Annotated in this window: 15 protein-coding genes and 1 pseudogene; 4 read left to right on the top strand and 12 right to left on the bottom strand. The window is 34.3% G+C overall.

Features of this window, described 5'->3' with window-relative positions; translation table 11 throughout:
- The first annotated feature begins 75 nt into the window (after positions 1–75).
- The 4 genes from PSI15_RS06170 (at position 76) to cysE (ending at position 2,920) form a co-directional block, all read left to right on the top strand.
- A complete protein-coding gene (locus PSI15_RS06170) occupies positions 76–513 on the top strand; it encodes a rhodanese-like domain-containing protein (protein WP_045967899.1) in 438 nt (145 codons plus the stop codon).
- A gap of 76 nt (positions 514–589) precedes the next feature.
- Positions 590–1,060 carry a protein-export chaperone SecB gene (gene secB, locus PSI15_RS06165; RefSeq protein ID WP_045967901.1) on the top strand — a complete coding sequence of 157 codons (471 nt, stop codon included), beginning with the start codon at positions 590–592 and terminating at the stop codon, positions 1,058–1,060.
- Positions 1,060–2,079, top strand: a complete 1,020-nt coding sequence (gene gpsA / locus PSI15_RS06160; RefSeq protein ID WP_273582764.1) for an NAD(P)H-dependent glycerol-3-phosphate dehydrogenase — start codon at positions 1,060–1,062, stop codon at positions 2,077–2,079. The genes secB and gpsA overlap by 1 nt, the downstream gene beginning before the upstream one ends.
- Positions 2,080–2,098: 19 nt before the next feature.
- Positions 2,099–2,920, top strand: coding sequence for a serine O-acetyltransferase (gene cysE, locus PSI15_RS06155; RefSeq protein ID WP_045967905.1), 822 nt, complete (start codon positions 2,099–2,101; stop codon positions 2,918–2,920).
- Between the two features lie 75 nt (positions 2,921–2,995).
- Here the strand turns inward: cysE and trmL are convergent, their stop codons facing one another.
- From trmL to PSI15_RS06095, 12 genes and pseudogenes are all read right to left on the bottom strand, one after another.
- A complete protein-coding gene (gene trmL, locus PSI15_RS06150) occupies positions 2,996–3,499 on the bottom strand; it encodes a tRNA (uridine(34)/cytosine(34)/5-carboxymethylaminomethyluridine(34)-2'-O)-methyltransferase TrmL (protein ID WP_273582763.1) in 504 nt (167 codons plus the stop codon).
- A gap of 186 nt (positions 3,500–3,685) precedes the next feature.
- Positions 3,686–4,852 (bottom strand): nucleotide sugar dehydrogenase, encoded by a 1,167-nt coding sequence (locus PSI15_RS06145; RefSeq protein ID WP_273582762.1) that lies wholly within the window; start codon positions 4,850–4,852, stop codon positions 3,686–3,688.
- 13 nt (positions 4,853–4,865) lie between these two features.
- On the bottom strand, positions 4,866–5,615 hold the full coding sequence (locus PSI15_RS06140; protein ID WP_273582761.1) for a glycosyltransferase family 2 protein: 750 nt from the start codon (positions 5,613–5,615) through the stop codon (positions 4,866–4,868).
- A gap of 36 nt (positions 5,616–5,651) precedes the next feature.
- Entirely contained in the window at positions 5,652–6,722 is a 1,071-nt protein-coding gene (gene wecB, locus PSI15_RS06135) for a non-hydrolyzing UDP-N-acetylglucosamine 2-epimerase (RefSeq protein WP_273582760.1), read from the bottom strand.
- Positions 6,719–7,828, bottom strand: coding sequence for a glycosyltransferase family 4 protein (locus tag PSI15_RS06130; RefSeq protein ID WP_273582759.1), 1,110 nt, complete (start codon positions 7,826–7,828; stop codon positions 6,719–6,721). The genes wecB and PSI15_RS06130 overlap by 4 nt, the downstream gene beginning before the upstream one ends.
- Before the next feature lie 7 nt (positions 7,829–7,835).
- A complete protein-coding gene (locus PSI15_RS06125; protein WP_273582758.1) occupies positions 7,836–9,098 on the bottom strand; it encodes a hypothetical protein in 1,263 nt (420 codons plus the stop codon).
- 477 nt (positions 9,099–9,575) lie between these two features.
- A pseudogene (locus PSI15_RS06120) lies at positions 9,576–9,961 on the bottom strand (IS1 family transposase).
- 46 nt (positions 9,962–10,007) lie between these two features.
- Positions 10,008–10,283 (bottom strand): IS1-like element transposase, encoded by a 276-nt coding sequence (locus tag PSI15_RS06115; protein ID WP_273582757.1) that lies wholly within the window; start codon positions 10,281–10,283, stop codon positions 10,008–10,010.
- A gap of 431 nt (positions 10,284–10,714) precedes the next feature.
- Complete coding sequence (locus PSI15_RS06110) at positions 10,715–12,307, bottom strand: 7-cyano-7-deazaguanine synthase (protein WP_273582756.1); 1,593 nt, start codon at positions 12,305–12,307, stop codon at positions 10,715–10,717.
- Complete coding sequence (locus PSI15_RS06105; RefSeq protein WP_273582755.1) at positions 12,304–13,752, bottom strand: oligosaccharide flippase family protein; 1,449 nt, start codon at positions 13,750–13,752, stop codon at positions 12,304–12,306. The genes PSI15_RS06110 and PSI15_RS06105 overlap by 4 nt, the downstream gene beginning before the upstream one ends.
- Positions 13,745–14,833: a DegT/DnrJ/EryC1/StrS family aminotransferase gene (locus PSI15_RS06100; protein WP_273582754.1), complete on the bottom strand. Its 1,089-nt coding sequence runs from the start codon at positions 14,831–14,833 to the stop codon at positions 13,745–13,747. Before PSI15_RS06100 ends, PSI15_RS06105 begins: the two co-directional genes overlap by 8 nt.
- A 17-nt stretch (positions 14,834–14,850) precedes the next feature.
- Entirely contained in the window at positions 14,851–15,441 is a 591-nt protein-coding gene (locus PSI15_RS06095) for an acyltransferase (RefSeq protein WP_273582753.1), read from the bottom strand.

Genomic DNA, 15,441 nt, shown 5'->3' with positions numbered 1-15,441 from the left:
TGTAATTGAGGCAACACACAGGTATACTCTCTGCCTTAGATATTTGTTATTAACCAACGGGAGTTGTTGCCCTCCATGCTGCAAGAAATCATGCAATTTATTAGCCGGAACACGATCCTGAGCCTTGCCTGGATTGCACTGCTGGTGGCTGTCATCGTGATGACAGTAAAAAGCGTGTTCTCCAAGAGTAAAGAGATCACCCGTGCTCAGGCCATCCATTTCATTAACAAGGAAAATGCTGTCGTCGTGGATTTACGCTCCCGTGACGATTTCCGCAAAGGGCATATCATTGGTTCCGTTAACCTGACGCCATCTGAGATTAAAGACAATAACTTAGGTGAGTTGGAGAAACATAAAAAACAACCTGTCATCGTCGTTTCCGCCAACGGGCTGGAATCCAGAACGCCGGCGGAGAATCTGGTGCGTTTGGGCTTTGAGCAGGTCTATTCCCTGAAAGAAGGGGTTGCCGGCTGGTCGGGTGAAAACCTGCCATTAGCTCGCGGCAAGAAATAACGAACTGAGGTGCGAGCAAGCAGGCTTGCATGATTGAAAAGTTTCATAAGGACATCTGAAAAAGGTAAACATCATTATGTCAGAACAAAACAACACAGAAATGGCTTTCCAGATCCAGCGTATTTACACGAAAGATGTGTCTTTCGAAGCACCAAAAGCGCCGCAGGTTTTCCAGCAGGATTGGCAGCCGGAAGTCAAATTGGATCTGGACACAGCGTCCAGTGAATTGGTTCAGGGCGTTTACGAAGTTGTCCTGCGCGTTACCGTCACCGCGATGCTGGGAGAAGAAACGGCGTTTTTGTGTGAAGTTCAGCAGGCGGGTATTTTCTCTATTGATGGCATCGAAGGAACCCAGTTGGCACATTGCTTAGGCGCATACTGCCCGAACATTCTGTTCCCATATGCCCGTGAATGCATTACCAGCCTGGTCGGTCGTGGTACTTTCCCACAACTGAATTTGGCACCCGTTAACTTTGATGCCCTGTTCATGAACTATCTGCAACAGCAGGCTGAACCCCAGCCTAATGAGGCTGAACAGGAAGCGTAATGAATACTGCTTCTATGACAGTGATCGGTGCCGGTTCATACGGCACCGCCTTAGCCATTACGCTGGCTCGCAATGGGCATAAAGTGGTGCTTTGGGGGCATAACCCTGCGCACATCAATGCCTTGCAACAAGCGCGTTGTAATCAGGCATTTTTACCGGATGTGCCTTTTCCGGATAGCTTACGGCTTGAAGCTGATTTGCAGCGTGCGGTTTCAGCCAGCCGCAATATCCTGATAGTGGTTCCCAGCCATGTTTTCGGTGATGTCTTACAGCAGATAAAACCCCATTTACAACCTGACAGCCGGATTGTTTGGGCGACCAAGGGGCTTGAAGCTGAAACCGGGCGCTTATTGCAAGATGTAGCCCGTGAACAATTAGGTAACGAAATTCCTCTGGCCGTCGTTTCTGGCCCGACATTTGCCAAAGAACTCGCAGCAGGTTTACCCACCGCAATTGCCGTTTCTGCCACCACGCCCGAATTTGGTGAAGAGCTGCAACAATTCTTCCATTGCGGTAAAAGTTTTCGGGTCTACAAAAACCCGGATTTTATTGGCGTACAGCTCGGCGGAGCAATAAAAAATGTTATTGCAATTGGCGCAGGGATCTCTGATGGTATGGGATTCGGGGCGAATGCCCGCACCGCATTGATCACCCGTGGTCTGGCCGAAATGAGCCGCCTTGGGAGCGCGTTGGGTGCCGATCCTTCCACCTTTATGGGCATGGCAGGATTAGGCGATTTAGTCCTGACCTGTACCGATAACCAATCCCGTAACCGCCGTTTTGGCATGATGTTAGGGAAAGGCATCGGTGTTGATGAAGCGCAGAGCGAAATCGGGCAAGTTGTTGAAGGCTATCGCAATACGAAAGAAGTTCGTGCTTTGGCAGAGCGAGCGGGTGTTGAAATGCCGATCACAGAGCAGATCTACCAGATACTGTACTGCAATAAAAATGTGATTGAGGCTGCCCAAGCATTATTGGGAAGAGCTACCAGAGATGAGGGAGAAGGCTCTCACTCTTAAATCAAATGGGAACACTGATATGTCGCGATCAGAACTGAACGAAGTCTGGGAAAATATAAAAAATGAAGCAAGGGCTCTGGCAGATTGTGAACCCATGTTAGCCAGCTTTTTTCACGCGACACTACTCAAGCATAAAAATTTGGGTAGTGCCCTGAGCTATATGCTGGCAAATAAGCTGGCATCACCGATTATGCCCCCTATTGAAGTCAGGGAAGTCGTTGAAAATGCGTACCGCAGTGATCCTAAGATGGTTGAATCAGCAGCCTGTGACATCAAAGCGGTTCGCCTGCGCGATCCGGCCGTCGATAAATATTCGACCCCACTGCTCTACCTTAAGGGCTTCCATGCACTACAGGCTTACCGCATTGCACACTGGTTGTGGAAACAAGATCGCAAGGCACTGGCGATTTACCTGCAAAACCAAGTCTCAGTTTCGTTTGGTGTCGATATCCATCCGGCCGCGAAGATTGGCTGTGGCATTATGCTCGACCACGCAACCGGCATTGTAATTGGTGAAACGGCAATTGTTGAAAACGATGTCTCCATCCTGCAATCCGTCACGCTGGGGGGAACGGGCAAAACAGTGGGAGATCGTCATCCGAAAGTCCGTGAAGGGGTGATGATTGGTGCGGGAGCCAAAATCCTCGGTAATATCGAGATTGGCCGTGGCGCAAAAATTGGGGCAGGGTCGGTTGTATTAAGGCCAGTGCCACCGCATACCACCGTGGCAGGCGTACCGGCGAGGATTGTCGGTAAACCGGAAAGCGAGAAGCCATCACTGGATATGAACCAGCATTTCAATGGCATCAATAATGGATTTGAGAATGGGGATGGGATTTGAAATTCTGTCCTTTTCTTACGAGCATCAATAGATAGGATATTCAGCACGGATTAGGCGCTGAATATCCTGTTAATCTTAATCCCGCAATAACGCCCCCGGATAACCCAGTTGCCGCCATGCTTCAAACACCACCACCGCTACAGTATTAGAAAGATTCATACTGCGGCTATCCGCCAGCATAGGAATCCTGATCTTCTGTTCAGGCGGCATATTGTCTAACACATAAGGCGGTAACCCACGAGTCTCCGGCCCAAACATCAAGTAATCACCATCGCGATAACTCACATTACTGTGCGCCGGAGTGCCTTTTGTGGTTAAAGCAAACAGGCGTGCCCCAGAAGGGGATTGTGAATTGACAGAACTGAGCCCTTCACTTTCCAAGAATGCGTTGTAATCGTGATGCTGCTTGATATTGGCGAACTCGTGGTAATCCAGCCCCGCGCGACGCAGGCGTTTATCATCCCATGTGAAACCCAAAGGTTGAATAAGATGAAGCTGACAGCCTGTGTTAGCGCAAAGACGAATGATATTGCCTGTGTTAGGCGGAATTTCTGGTTCGAATAGGACGATGTTTAGCATGGTATCCCAGTTGGGGAGTATAATTAAGAATAATCGATTGATTCTATCATGAGGGCATAGGTATTCTTAATTTTTTATGGGACATGGTCTAAATACTCTTTTTTGAAATTTGAATGTGTATGAATAAGTTACTGTATAGCCTTTGGATTGTATAGGCAATTGATTTTTATCTATACAATAAAATTATCAGTCTTTACCAAATAAATCTCGAGTATAGATTTTTTCCCTTACATCGTTGAGTGATTCAGACATGCGGTTAGATATAATTATATCTGATATGGATTTAAAATATGTTAAGTCCCTAATAACTCTTGAATTAAAAAAGTAATCTTCAGTCATTTCTGGTTCGAAAATAACCACTTCAATTCCTTTTGCTTTAATTCTTTTCATAATACCTTGAATTGAGGATGACCTAAAATTATCAGAGCCTGTTTTCATAATTAGTCGGTAAACGCCCACAATTTTAGGATTTTTGTTGATTATTGAATCTGCAATAAAATCTTTTCTGGTACGATTAGCATCTACAATTGCTTTGATAATATTATTTGGGATATTTTGGTAGTTAGCAAGTAATTGTTTAGTATCTTTCGGTAAGCAATAACCGCCATATCCAAATGATGGATTGTTATAGTGGTTGCCAACTCTTGGGTCTAGACAAACACCTTCTATTATTTGTTGTGTATTCAATCCATGTATTTCTGTATAACTATCAAGTTCATTAAAATATGCTACACGCATAGCTAAATATGTGTTTGAAAATAATTTTATAGCCTCTGCCTCAGTTGAATTAGTAAAAAGAACGGGAACGTCTTTTTTTATTGCTCCTTCGATAAGGAGGTCTGCAAATATTTTTGCCCTTTCGGATTTTTCTCCAATAACAATTCTTGATGGATATAAATTATCATGCAGTGCTTTCCCTTCTCTAAGAAATTCTGGAGAGAAAATAATATTATTAGTATTATATTTTTCTTTCACCTGTTTAGTAAAACCAACAGGAATTGTTGACTTAATTATTATTACAGCTTTAGAATTATAAAATAGAATATCTTCGATAACAGATTCAACTGATTTTGTATCAAAATAATTAGTCTTAGGATCGTAATCTGTAGGTGTTGCAATGATCACAAAATCGGCATTTTTATATGCAAATTTTTTGTCAAGTGTTGCAGTGAGATTTAATTTTTTTCCTTTTATATAATGTTCTATTTCTGTGTCGTAAATTGGAGGCATCTTATTATTTATAAGTTTTACTTTTTCTTCATTAATATCTAAAGCAGTCACTTTATTGTTTTGGGATAAAAGAACTCCATTGGATAAACCTACGTATCCCGTGCCTACTATTGTGATATTCATTATTTAAAATTCTCTATTTAATTTTCTTGATTAAACCAAAAAAAGCATACGAAGCAAAATAAATGGATGATTTAACAAAACCTAATCTCAATGTATTTCTATATAAATCCCATTGGGACATGGCGGCTTTATATTTATTTCCTGATAAGCTTTTTTTTGAAACTCTATAATAAGCTAGAACTTCAGGGATGGCATATGCATTTCCTGAAATATCCATTATCTTTAACCAAAGAGCCATATCTTGTCTTCTTTTAATCAATGGCATATATAATTTCCCTACTTTTTCAGTATCATAAATAGCTGTTAGACATCCAATAACATTTGTGAATAACAACTTTTTGCTGTTAGTGGCATTGGGGGAAGTTATTATTCCTTTTAAATTTCCGTTTTCATCTATTTTTTGATAATAGCTATAAGAAAGAGCACATTTTTTCTTAATCATAAATGAGATCTGGTTTTCTAATTTATTAGGATGCCACAGATCATCACTATCTAAAAAAGCAATAAATCTTCCTCTTGCATATTTTATACTATTGTTTCTTGTCGCAGCCGCACCTAAGTTTTTTTCATTTCTAAAAATTTTAATTCTGGATTCAATAGAAGCATATTTAGAAATAAAATCAAATGTATTATCAGTTGAGCAATCATCTGTAATTAACAATTCCCAATTAGGGTATGTTTGCCCTAAAACTGAATTAATACTATGTTCGACATATTTTATTGAATTACATGTGGGCATTATTATGGAAATTAAATCTTTCATGTTTGTTAATTTCTTTGATTTAAGATAAAGAGATTCTTATAATAATTTTTCTATTTCATTAGCTATTTTTTTAGCTGCTGTTCCACCACCATAGATAGAATTAATATAGCGTATATCAGTATTGATAAACCCTTTGACTGCTTTTATTATATTTTCAGATTTTGTATCCGATAGTGTATTTACACCTAATTCAATCAGTTCTATCCATTCAGTTTGGTCTCTTACTGTGACACAAGGTTTCTTGAAGAAAAAAGCTTCTTTTTGCAGTCCTCCGCTATCTGTAATAACTAAATTTGTATTTTGAAGTAACCATAGCATCTGTAAATATCCAACAGGTTCTATTAAGTGGACATCAAGATGTAATTTATGCTGTTTTAGCATCTTATTGGTTCTTGGGTGCAAGGGAAGCACAACAGGATAAATGTTTTTATGTATATGATTTAATGCGTTTACTATTTCCGACAAACGATTTTTATTATCTGTATTTTCAGCACGATGTAGAGTAGCTAATATGAAATTTTTCATGCTTTTAAATTCGCTTGGTTTTTTTGCTAGCTGGCTAAAATATAAAGCAGAGTCTTCCATTACATCACCAACATTTATTATCTTAACTTGCCTTGAGCTGAAACCTTCTTTTTGTAAATTATTTACTGCAGTTTCTGTAGGGCAAAATAAAATTGAACTAACATTGTCTGTTAGGATTCTATTTATTTCTTCAGGCATTCCCATATTAAAACTACGCAGACCTGCTTCTATATGTATTATTGGAATATGTAATTTAGAGGCGGCTAGTGCCCCAGCTAAAGTGGAATTAGTATCGCCATATACTATGACTGCTTTAGGTTTTTCTAAAATAAGAATTTTTTCAATCTCAATAAGCATATTAGCAGTCATTTCTCCATGAGAGCTACTATGAATATTAAGAGTATAATCAGGCATAGGAATGGTTAATTCATTAAAGAATATGTCAGACATATTAGAATCAAAATGTTGACCTGTATGAATAATTATTTCTTGAATTTTTTTATTCTTTTTTAGAGCATCTGAAACAACGCTTGCTTTAATGAATTGAGGCCTTGCACCTATAATAGTAATTATTTTTTTCATGATAAAACCCGTTTATAAAAATCCATTAATTTACAACTTTCTTTATCCCAATTAAAGATTGTCCGAACTGATTCTATGCCGTTATTTCCCATTTTTTCTGCTATTTCTTTGTTGTTTATAATGTAATCAATTGCTTTTGCGATTTCTTGAGAATCCAGTGGATCAACACATAACCCACAGTTGTTTTTTTCTATAATTTGTTTCCAAAGTGGAAAGTTGGATGCGATTACGGGAATGCCCGCGCTCATATATTCAAACATTTTGTTGGGTTGGGCATCAACATGATTTGGTAGAGGATGAAATAGAACTAATCCTGCAGTGGAATATTTAAGCAAATCTTTAGATTCTTCTCGATTAAGAAATCCTAAATTTTCTATTTTATTCCATCCCTCTAAATTTTTTACAGATTTTTCAGTTTCTTTCTCTGAAAAATAGCCTGCTAATTTTAGTTTAGTATCAGTAGATATATATTGCATTGCCTCTACTATTTCTTTAATACCCCTGATATTACTAATTGCCCCGAGATAACATATTTGTTTTTCTTTATTCGACCAATTGCTTTCTTTGGAATGTAATTCTCCTATTATTGGATAATTATTAATATCTATAGTATTGTGATTTATTGATAAAAACTTATCACGAATAATTGGTGTTGCAGTTATAATGCCGCTAAACTTTGGCATAGCCCATTTTTCATATAGGTAAAAAGTTTTCGATAAAATTTTCAGAAAAAATTTATTTAAATAAGGTTTGCTTAATAATTGTTTAGGTAAGTCTTCGTGGGCATCAAAAACGACTACTTTATTTTTTTTGATTAATTTGAGACCGATTGGAATTAATTCTGGGTCGTGCAAATGGTAAATATCTGCATCTAACTTTAAAGATTTTTTATATATTTCCTTCGTTGCTCGCAACATTCTATTTATTCTTCGATGAAATAATCCTACATCAATTATATTTACTTTATTAATAACCTCATCTTTTTTTCCATCTGAAACAATAAGAGAAACATGATATCCTGCTTTACTAAGTGAAGTGCATTCTTTTAAGAAAATTCGTGTATCATATCGATGGTGTACTGAAGTTAGGTGAACAATTTTTTTCATAAATTTTTTAATTCTTTCTAAGCAAAATTAACATAAAAGTAGCTATTATTAGTCCATGCGTGAGCATTACGGTAAATAAATCAGATGAAATTAGTAAACTTCTTAGAGGAGTTACAACTAAAATTATGGCTAACCATAATTCCGGTATTTTATTAGACCATATATCTAACCATTTTAAGTAAATGCCTAATATTAAAGAATATAATAATATCCCTATTCCTCCTGCTTGAGCAAAACCACTACTAATATATCCATTGTTAGCGTAAATTTCACTTCCAATGTATACTCCAATTGCTTTAGGGACGCCTTCCGTATATATACTAGGTTTGATGTGTTTTAATATTGAGTTCCCCCACATTTCATAATCATGTTGATTAAAAAAATCGAAATAAATATAAGTTAGTTGAGCTGGAACAAAAAATACTCTACGAATAACCATAGAGGGAATGCTTATTTCACCGACTATATTATATAGCATCAAGCTTATAATTATTGCACTACTGAAAAATATTGGAATAGTAGAAAGGGCTCGTGTATGGCGGAAATAAAAATATATACCGATTATGAATAATGGAGTAAATAGTACAGATTTATGTGCAGATATACTGTAGAAAAATATTTGACATATAAATATGAATGTAAATAAAAGATATTTCTTCTTCCATAAGGCATATCCTAAAAGAGATAAGGAAAATACATTGTAAACCCATTCGTTAACATATGCCAATATACCGATATCAGTTAATTTACTATTTGTTTCTCTAAAATCGTATACTTGTCTTGGATCAAAATTTATATTTTTTATTGCGCCAGAAGATATATACCAAAGTACAAGATATAAAACCATTATAAATGAAACAATGTAGAATATATATTCTCCATTTCTTATTATTGGAATTTTCGGTGGTTTTATAGACAGAGTTGTCAATAATTTTATAAATAGAATGGATAAAATTGAGTAAAAAACTGGTTTAATTATTAAGATAGAATCCATTCCATATAGAACAATTAGTGGTGTTAGTAACGAAAATATAGCTTGAGAAATAAAATAGTCAGACGGTTTTTTTATTGTATGTGGAGATAGCATTAATAAAAAAACAAACAATAACCAACCTATAATATACTGAAATATATCTATATCCTTATTAAATCCTGAGTATCCATATAAAGGATTCACAAAATTAATATATGCTATGTCTAGTGAACATTTATATATTAAAGATATGAAAATATATACGCTGCGTTTTTCTAATAATTTAAAAATTATCACATTATATCCGCTTTATCTATAAATCATCATTAGTTTTGCAGTATTATATATTCATTTGGTTTGACAATGTAGCATTCCAAAATTCATTAACTGCTTGATAGTTTTTTGTTTTTACTGACAATTGTTTTTGACTTAAAAGCATTCACCAATTTTGTTAGTCATTTTAGCTGATTTTTAAAAAGAAAGTATTTTGTCAGGGATTTTCTCTAAATGCAGGTTCAGGTTATTCTTTCTTATTTCCTATAAAAATACATTATGTGTAATGTGTTCAAATAAAGTTTTTCTGTCACTGTTTATAGTATTAAGTGCGATTGATTATGTAAGCAGGCAGTATTGAAGAGAGTTAATAATGCTCTTGGGCGCGTCTCATCATTTTTGTTTGACTCACAAGAACATTAGCAATGCCTTTTCAAAGACATAAGATAGAACCTGTGGTATTTTGCTCTTTGATTTAGAATATGGTCATGACTCCAATAGTTAGATCACTTGAAGAAAATAGTATTCTGTTTCAATGAACGCGCCTATCACTTTGTCGTGCATTTCTTCAGATTTGGAATACCCGATTGTTTTTCTGTTTAACCTTTTTAGACGAGAGCGAAGTGTCAGGTTGGTTCTTTCGATACGTTGGGGTAATACTTTCCAACAATGTGTTTTTCCTCAGGAAGTCGGTTGTAGGGGGAAAAATCATCCGTACAGTAAAAGCGGACGTCAAAAGGTGAGAGAAGCGCCAGCAGTTTTTCCAACGTTTTCCCGCTGCGATCACCAAATACATGCGCGACGATCTTTTTCATACGCGGTTCCCAAGCATACCAAAGCCAGCGCTGATTTTGCTTGTGACCGACAAATGACCATTGCTCGTCCATTTTTCACAGATAATCTGAATGTCACTTCCCGCAAGGGGCAGTGTGGTTACATTTCTCGGCGTGAGTTTTTTAATGTGCGAAGAACCGTGTTAATCCCGACTTTCAGAACTCGAGCCGTATCTCTGATACCTGAGTTATTCATTGCCATATCGACAATTTGATCTTTCACTCCGGGCTTGCAGGCGCGATAGGTGTAGGTCAATTGAAAGGTTTTACGACAGGCATAACAGTGATAACGGGGATGCCCACTCGATCCTTTTCCATGCCCTTTAACATCTTCTGTTTTATGACAGTAGCGACAAACCACATCAATTTTAGCCATATCTCTCACCAAGAATAAAAAGGGATAGCTTATCACAATATCTAATTATTGGAATCATGACCTAGAATATGATGACTATATGAATATATTTAATTTGTAACAAATAATAACTGCAATATCGAGAAAAGGGTTATTAACGGTCATCCTTTTACATATTCTTCAATTCATTAAATACAATGGGTGAAATATGTAATCCAGTGGAAATTATACCTATTCCCCTCCTTTAATATGTTAATTCGAGTTTTTGAATGGTTGTATTGATTCAAAATCGGCGTCAGGATTACTATGTGTGCCAAGAAAATATATGATTTAAGTAAATTTAAGTTATATTATCTCTATACAGGAATGCTATATACTAATTAAAAAAATTGATGTTACGCTATGAATAAAATTAGAGAGAATTAATCACTTAAAACCTGAAATGTTTTTGTTTACATTCTTTTATTCTTTTGATGGTTAATTAGATGGTTAATAAGTTCCTTGGTATATTTTAGACGAAAGTGCTTTCCTTGCATATATAAAAGGAATATTTCTTTTTTACTATAGATATATGACATACAAAGAAGATTATCTTTAGAGAAAATAAAAGAGAAAGCATTTTTTATGTTTTTCAAGTAACTTATTTTTTTTAGTATAGAGCGTGTTTTATTTTTTTTAGGTAGATCTGAAAGTAAGAAAATATTAGTTTCTCTGTTTTCCAATAAAGCGTTGAATTGCTCATCAATGAATTTTTCATACCATGTTCTATGATATTTGAATTTATTTTCTGTGTTTGTCCAGAAATGAGAATATTCTTTATCCCATAACGGCAACCAAAAATCATAACCAAAAAATTCATAAACCTTTATTGAGTTTACTATATATTTTACATCATCTTCATAAGAACCCCAGTATAAAATAAAATCCGAAAGGTAGGTTTTATCATCCGATTTATCTTTAATTAAGAACTTTATTTTTTCTAATAAAATTGCTTTGTTTTTCTGTTTTAATTTAGGATCACAATTAAAGTAAAATGAATAAATATTTTTTGCAATTTCCTCAGGTGTTTTTATTATCTCTGTTTTTTCCGTAATATAGGGAAATGAGCTTGCAATGCTGTGCCCAGGAACAAAGATAGAATCATCAGGAATTATTTTATTCTCTTTAAGGAATTTTACGGCCAAAAAATCCTGAGTATGAGGTAAACTACAATAGTTACAAGAGTATATCATGTAATCTTTAGCATTATCACTATTCATTTTTTCTTTAAAACCGATTTTGCTATAATCTACAAATACCCATTTGATATTTAACTTTTTTGCAATTTCCTCACTCTTTTTGACTTCATGATATTTCTTTTTTCCATAGCTAAAACTTATTATATTTTTATAATTTATTTTTTTTAGCAAGGTAGCTATAATTTTGGAGTCGTAGCCTGCACTAAGTGGTATTACTATTTTTCTTCCATTGGCAAATTTTGCTAGTCTTTGTATGGAGGTTAATAAGATTTTTTCGTGCTCCTTTAAGAAGGCGTAGTCGTCATATAAATAATTTATCACATTATTTTTATTGTAATATTCTTTTTTTATTGTATAATTATCATTATGTATTTTAACTATACTTCCTGCTTCTAATTGTTTTATATCATCGAATAGCGTTTCATCCCCGGAGATGAAAGAATTTAACATCATCTCAGTTTCATTTGACTTATTAAATTCCTTTAAATTCAATACTTCTCTAATTTCTTCAGCTATATCACTAATTATTGTTAGTCCTTGTTTTTTTGTATAAAATAAAGGAATACTGCGTATATGATCTGAGATTAAAAAAATATTTTTTTTGTTTTTATCTATAAGAATAATTGAGAAGAAACCATTTAAACTAGTAATTGTTTTTTCTATATTGGATTCATTTACTATCTCTTTTATAATTTCATTATTAGAGTATATATTTTCTTTGATATATCCCTGACCTTTTATATATACAATTATATTTTCATCTTCATAATTTGACCAATCATCTGATACTCTGATGCTAAATTTCACTTAAAGCTACCTTTTATTATGTTTATATATCTTAATGCAATTAATAGAGATGATAAAATTATACAAAATATCCAGTATATGATATTTTTTTCTGATTTTTCATATTCAATATAGAATATATATAATAATGGGAAATTGACAACCAAAGATATAATGAAATTAGAGAATTGAACTTTCAAATATCTGAAAGCTTTGATTTCTAACTTTCTAAATAGATAAACTAAAATCATACACCAACATATGAAATTTCCTATTGAATAAAACATGATTGAATATATACTGTTATTTAGATAAACACCTATGTATATGGCTAAGACACTGACTAGAAAAATTAATAATTGAAAATAAGTCCATGAGTTTTGTTTTTCTAATACTGTATATGCAGATCCAATAGGAGAAGCAATAAATGTGATGTACATTAATATAGATAATATGCTGGCATAATATCCTGCCATTTCCCATTTGTGACCAAAAATAATACTAAATATGGTTGGGGAGGATAACATAACTAGTATAGTAATTGGAAAAGCTAACGCTACAGTTTTCTCATAAATTTGGAAAGTTAGGTCTCCTAATTTTCTGTTTCTGTGGGCTTTAGGTGCTTCAGCATAATATACACTAGATAAAGATCTGCCTATTAGTTGAATTGGTAATGTTAATATTCGGTCTGCAATAGCATAAAGCCCAGCATGAGATGGATTGAAATATATTGTTAATAAAAAAATAGGAGTTCTTGCACTGATGTTATCTAATAAAGCACCTATTAAATTAAATTTTGGAAAATTTCTATACTTATATAAAGCCCATTTTACTCTTTTAAATGTTGGGATTTTAAATTTATTTTTTTTACTTGCATATTTATATAGTTTATATCCTCCCATAATTTGGCTTAATAATTGCCCTATTATTAAACCCAAGCTCCCTAATTTATAAAGTGATAGGTGAGCTATGAGCATTGAAAAAACTTGTATGAATTTAGTTTTAGCTATTAATATAAAGTTATTTTTTCTAGTTGCCCAATAATTAAAAGATTGATACGTTCCTATAAAAAATATAGACAAAGGCACTAAATATAAGTACTCTTTTAAATTATTTTCTTTAGATAATGTTTCAATGAAAAAACCGATAATTATTACTGATAGAATTGAGATTATTAATGTAAAGCATAGTGCTATGAATAAAACTACCCTGGCTTGATTATCATATTTTGGTAATACTATAGCTAACTCATATCTAAAATTAGCCATAATGCTAACTATAGATATTATGGCTATAAAAGTTGCTAATATTCCAAAATCATCAGGGGTATATAATCTAGTGATGAAAGGCATTGATATTATAGCAATTAATTGAGCTAAGAGTGTTCCTCCAGTTAATGATAATACATTATAATAAAAGCTATTTTTATTTTTTACATTTAATAATTTTTTTTTTATTTTATTCATAGTGTGATTTTTTTATTTCTTCAGTTATTTTTTGTTCATCCTCGAGTCTTAAATAAGGATGCATAGGTAAGCTAATAACTTCATTAGAAATTCTATCACCCACTGGGAGAATAATGCTGCAAGATACTGCAGGTTGTTTATTTAAGGGAAGAGGATAATGAACAGCAGTAGGAATACCTTTTTCTTTTAATTTATTCTGTAACTCATCACGATTCTGAACACGGATAGTATATTGGGCATATGCAGATATATTATGCGGTTCTATATAAGGTGTTGTCATAATCCCAATCTCATTTAAGGCCTTATCATAGTTTTTGGCAACAATTTGTCGTAATGCCATTTCTTCATCAAATATTTCAAGTTTTGGTAATAAAATGGCTGCTTGTAATGTATCCAAACGGCTATTAACACCGACTCTTATATGATGATATCTTCTGTCTTGACCATGACGAGCAATTTGGCGGATAATTTTTGCTAGCTCTTCATCACTTGTAAAAATAGCACCACCATCACCGTAGCAACCTAATGGTTTACTTGGAAAGAAACTGGTACACGCAATTGTAGTTAAATTGCAAGAACGCTTGCCTTTATATGAAGCACCGAAACTTTGGGCTGCATCTTCTATAACAGTAATATTGTATTTCTCTGCTATTGCATTGATCTCGTCAAAATCTGCACATTGACCATATAAAGAGACGGGAATAATAGCTTTAGTTTTAGGCGTTATAGCAGCTTCTAGTTGTGCAGGATCTAAGTTATAAGTTGTCGGTTTCACATCAACATAAACTGGGATACCGCCTAATAGAGCAACGGTTTCAGCAGTAGCAATATACGTAAACCCAGGAGTGATGACTTCATCACCGGGCTTGATACCAATCGCCATTAAGGCAATTTGTAAGGCATCAGTTCCATTCGCACAAGTAATACAATATTTTGCACCAGTATATTCAACGAGCTTTTCTTCTAATTCTGAAACTTCTGGGCCTAGAATATATTTTCCATGTGTTAATACTTTTTGGATGTTTTGGTCTATTTTATATTTAATTCTTAGTTGTTGTGCAGCTAGATCTGTGAATTGCATTTTATATTTCTCTATTATTATTTAATTCTTTTTACACTGTTATCATCTAATTGATAGATATGTCCTGTATAGGGGCAGGTTGTAGTGGCTTTTCCATATAATGGTAGATCTAGTTGTTCACCAAATTCACTCATCCAACCGATTTGTTTTGCTGGTACTCCTACCATCAGTGCATAATCAGGAACATCTTTATTGATAACAGCTCCAGCACCAATAAAAGCATAAGAACCAATCGTTGTTCCACAAACTATCGTACAATTAGCACCTAGAGTCGCCCCTTTTTTTACTAAAGTGTTTTTATACTCATTCTTTCTTTCGATGAAAGAACGAGGATTATAGACATTAGTAAAAACCATACTAGGACCACAAAAAACACCATCTTCTAAATAAACATTGTCATAGATGGAAACATTATTTTGTATTTTGCAGTGGTCTCCAATAATGACTTTATTTCCAATAAATACATTTTGGCCTAGAGAACAGCTTTCACCAATTTTGGCACCAGAACAAACATGTGAAAAATGCCAGATTCGGCTGTTTTTCCCTATTTGAGCACCATCATCAACAATGGCGCTTTCATGGATCATGACTTCTTCTATTATTGACAT

It is taken from the genome of Xenorhabdus sp. PR6a (genome assembly GCF_028599065.1).
GTDB lineage: Bacteria > Pseudomonadota > Gammaproteobacteria > Enterobacterales > Enterobacteriaceae > Xenorhabdus > Xenorhabdus doucetiae.
Note: the sequence above shows the minus strand (reverse complement) of the source record. Positions and strands in the feature narration are given on the sequence as shown.

Bases quoted from the DNA above. Each gene is read 5' to 3' on its own strand.
- PSI15_RS06100 (WP_273582754.1), bottom strand. From the start codon at position 14,833: ATGCAATTCACAGATCTAGCTGCACAACAACTAAGAATTAAATATAAA.
- trmL (WP_273582763.1), bottom strand. From the start codon at position 3,499: ATGCTAAACATCGTCCTATTCGAACCAGAAATTCCGCCTAACACAGGC.
- gpsA (WP_273582764.1), top strand. From the start codon at position 1,060: ATGAATACTGCTTCTATGACAGTGATCGGTGCCGGTTCATACGGCACC.
- PSI15_RS06170 (WP_045967899.1), top strand. From the start codon at position 76: ATGCTGCAAGAAATCATGCAATTTATTAGCCGGAACACGATCCTGAGC.
- PSI15_RS06115 (WP_273582757.1), bottom strand. From the start codon at position 10,283: ATGGCTAAAATTGATGTGGTTTGTCGCTACTGTCATAAAACAGAAGAT.
- PSI15_RS06140 (WP_273582761.1), bottom strand. From the start codon at position 5,615: ATGAAAGATTTAATTTCCATAATAATGCCCACATGTAATTCAATAAAA.
- PSI15_RS06105 (WP_273582755.1), bottom strand. From the start codon at position 13,752: ATGAATAAAATAAAAAAAAAATTATTAAATGTAAAAAATAAAAATAGC.
- PSI15_RS06095 (WP_273582753.1), bottom strand. From the start codon at position 15,441: ATGTCAATAATAGAAGAAGTCATGATCCATGAAAGCGCCATTGTTGAT.
- PSI15_RS06145 (WP_273582762.1), bottom strand. From the start codon at position 4,852: ATGAATATCACAATAGTAGGCACGGGATACGTAGGTTTATCCAATGGA.
- wecB (WP_273582760.1), bottom strand. From the start codon at position 6,722: ATGAAAAAAATAATTACTATTATAGGTGCAAGGCCTCAATTCATTAAA.
- secB (WP_045967901.1), top strand. From the start codon at position 590: ATGTCAGAACAAAACAACACAGAAATGGCTTTCCAGATCCAGCGTATT.
- cysE (WP_045967905.1), top strand. From the start codon at position 2,099: ATGTCGCGATCAGAACTGAACGAAGTCTGGGAAAATATAAAAAATGAA.
- PSI15_RS06130 (WP_273582759.1), bottom strand. From the start codon at position 7,828: ATGAAAAAAATTGTTCACCTAACTTCAGTACACCATCGATATGATACA.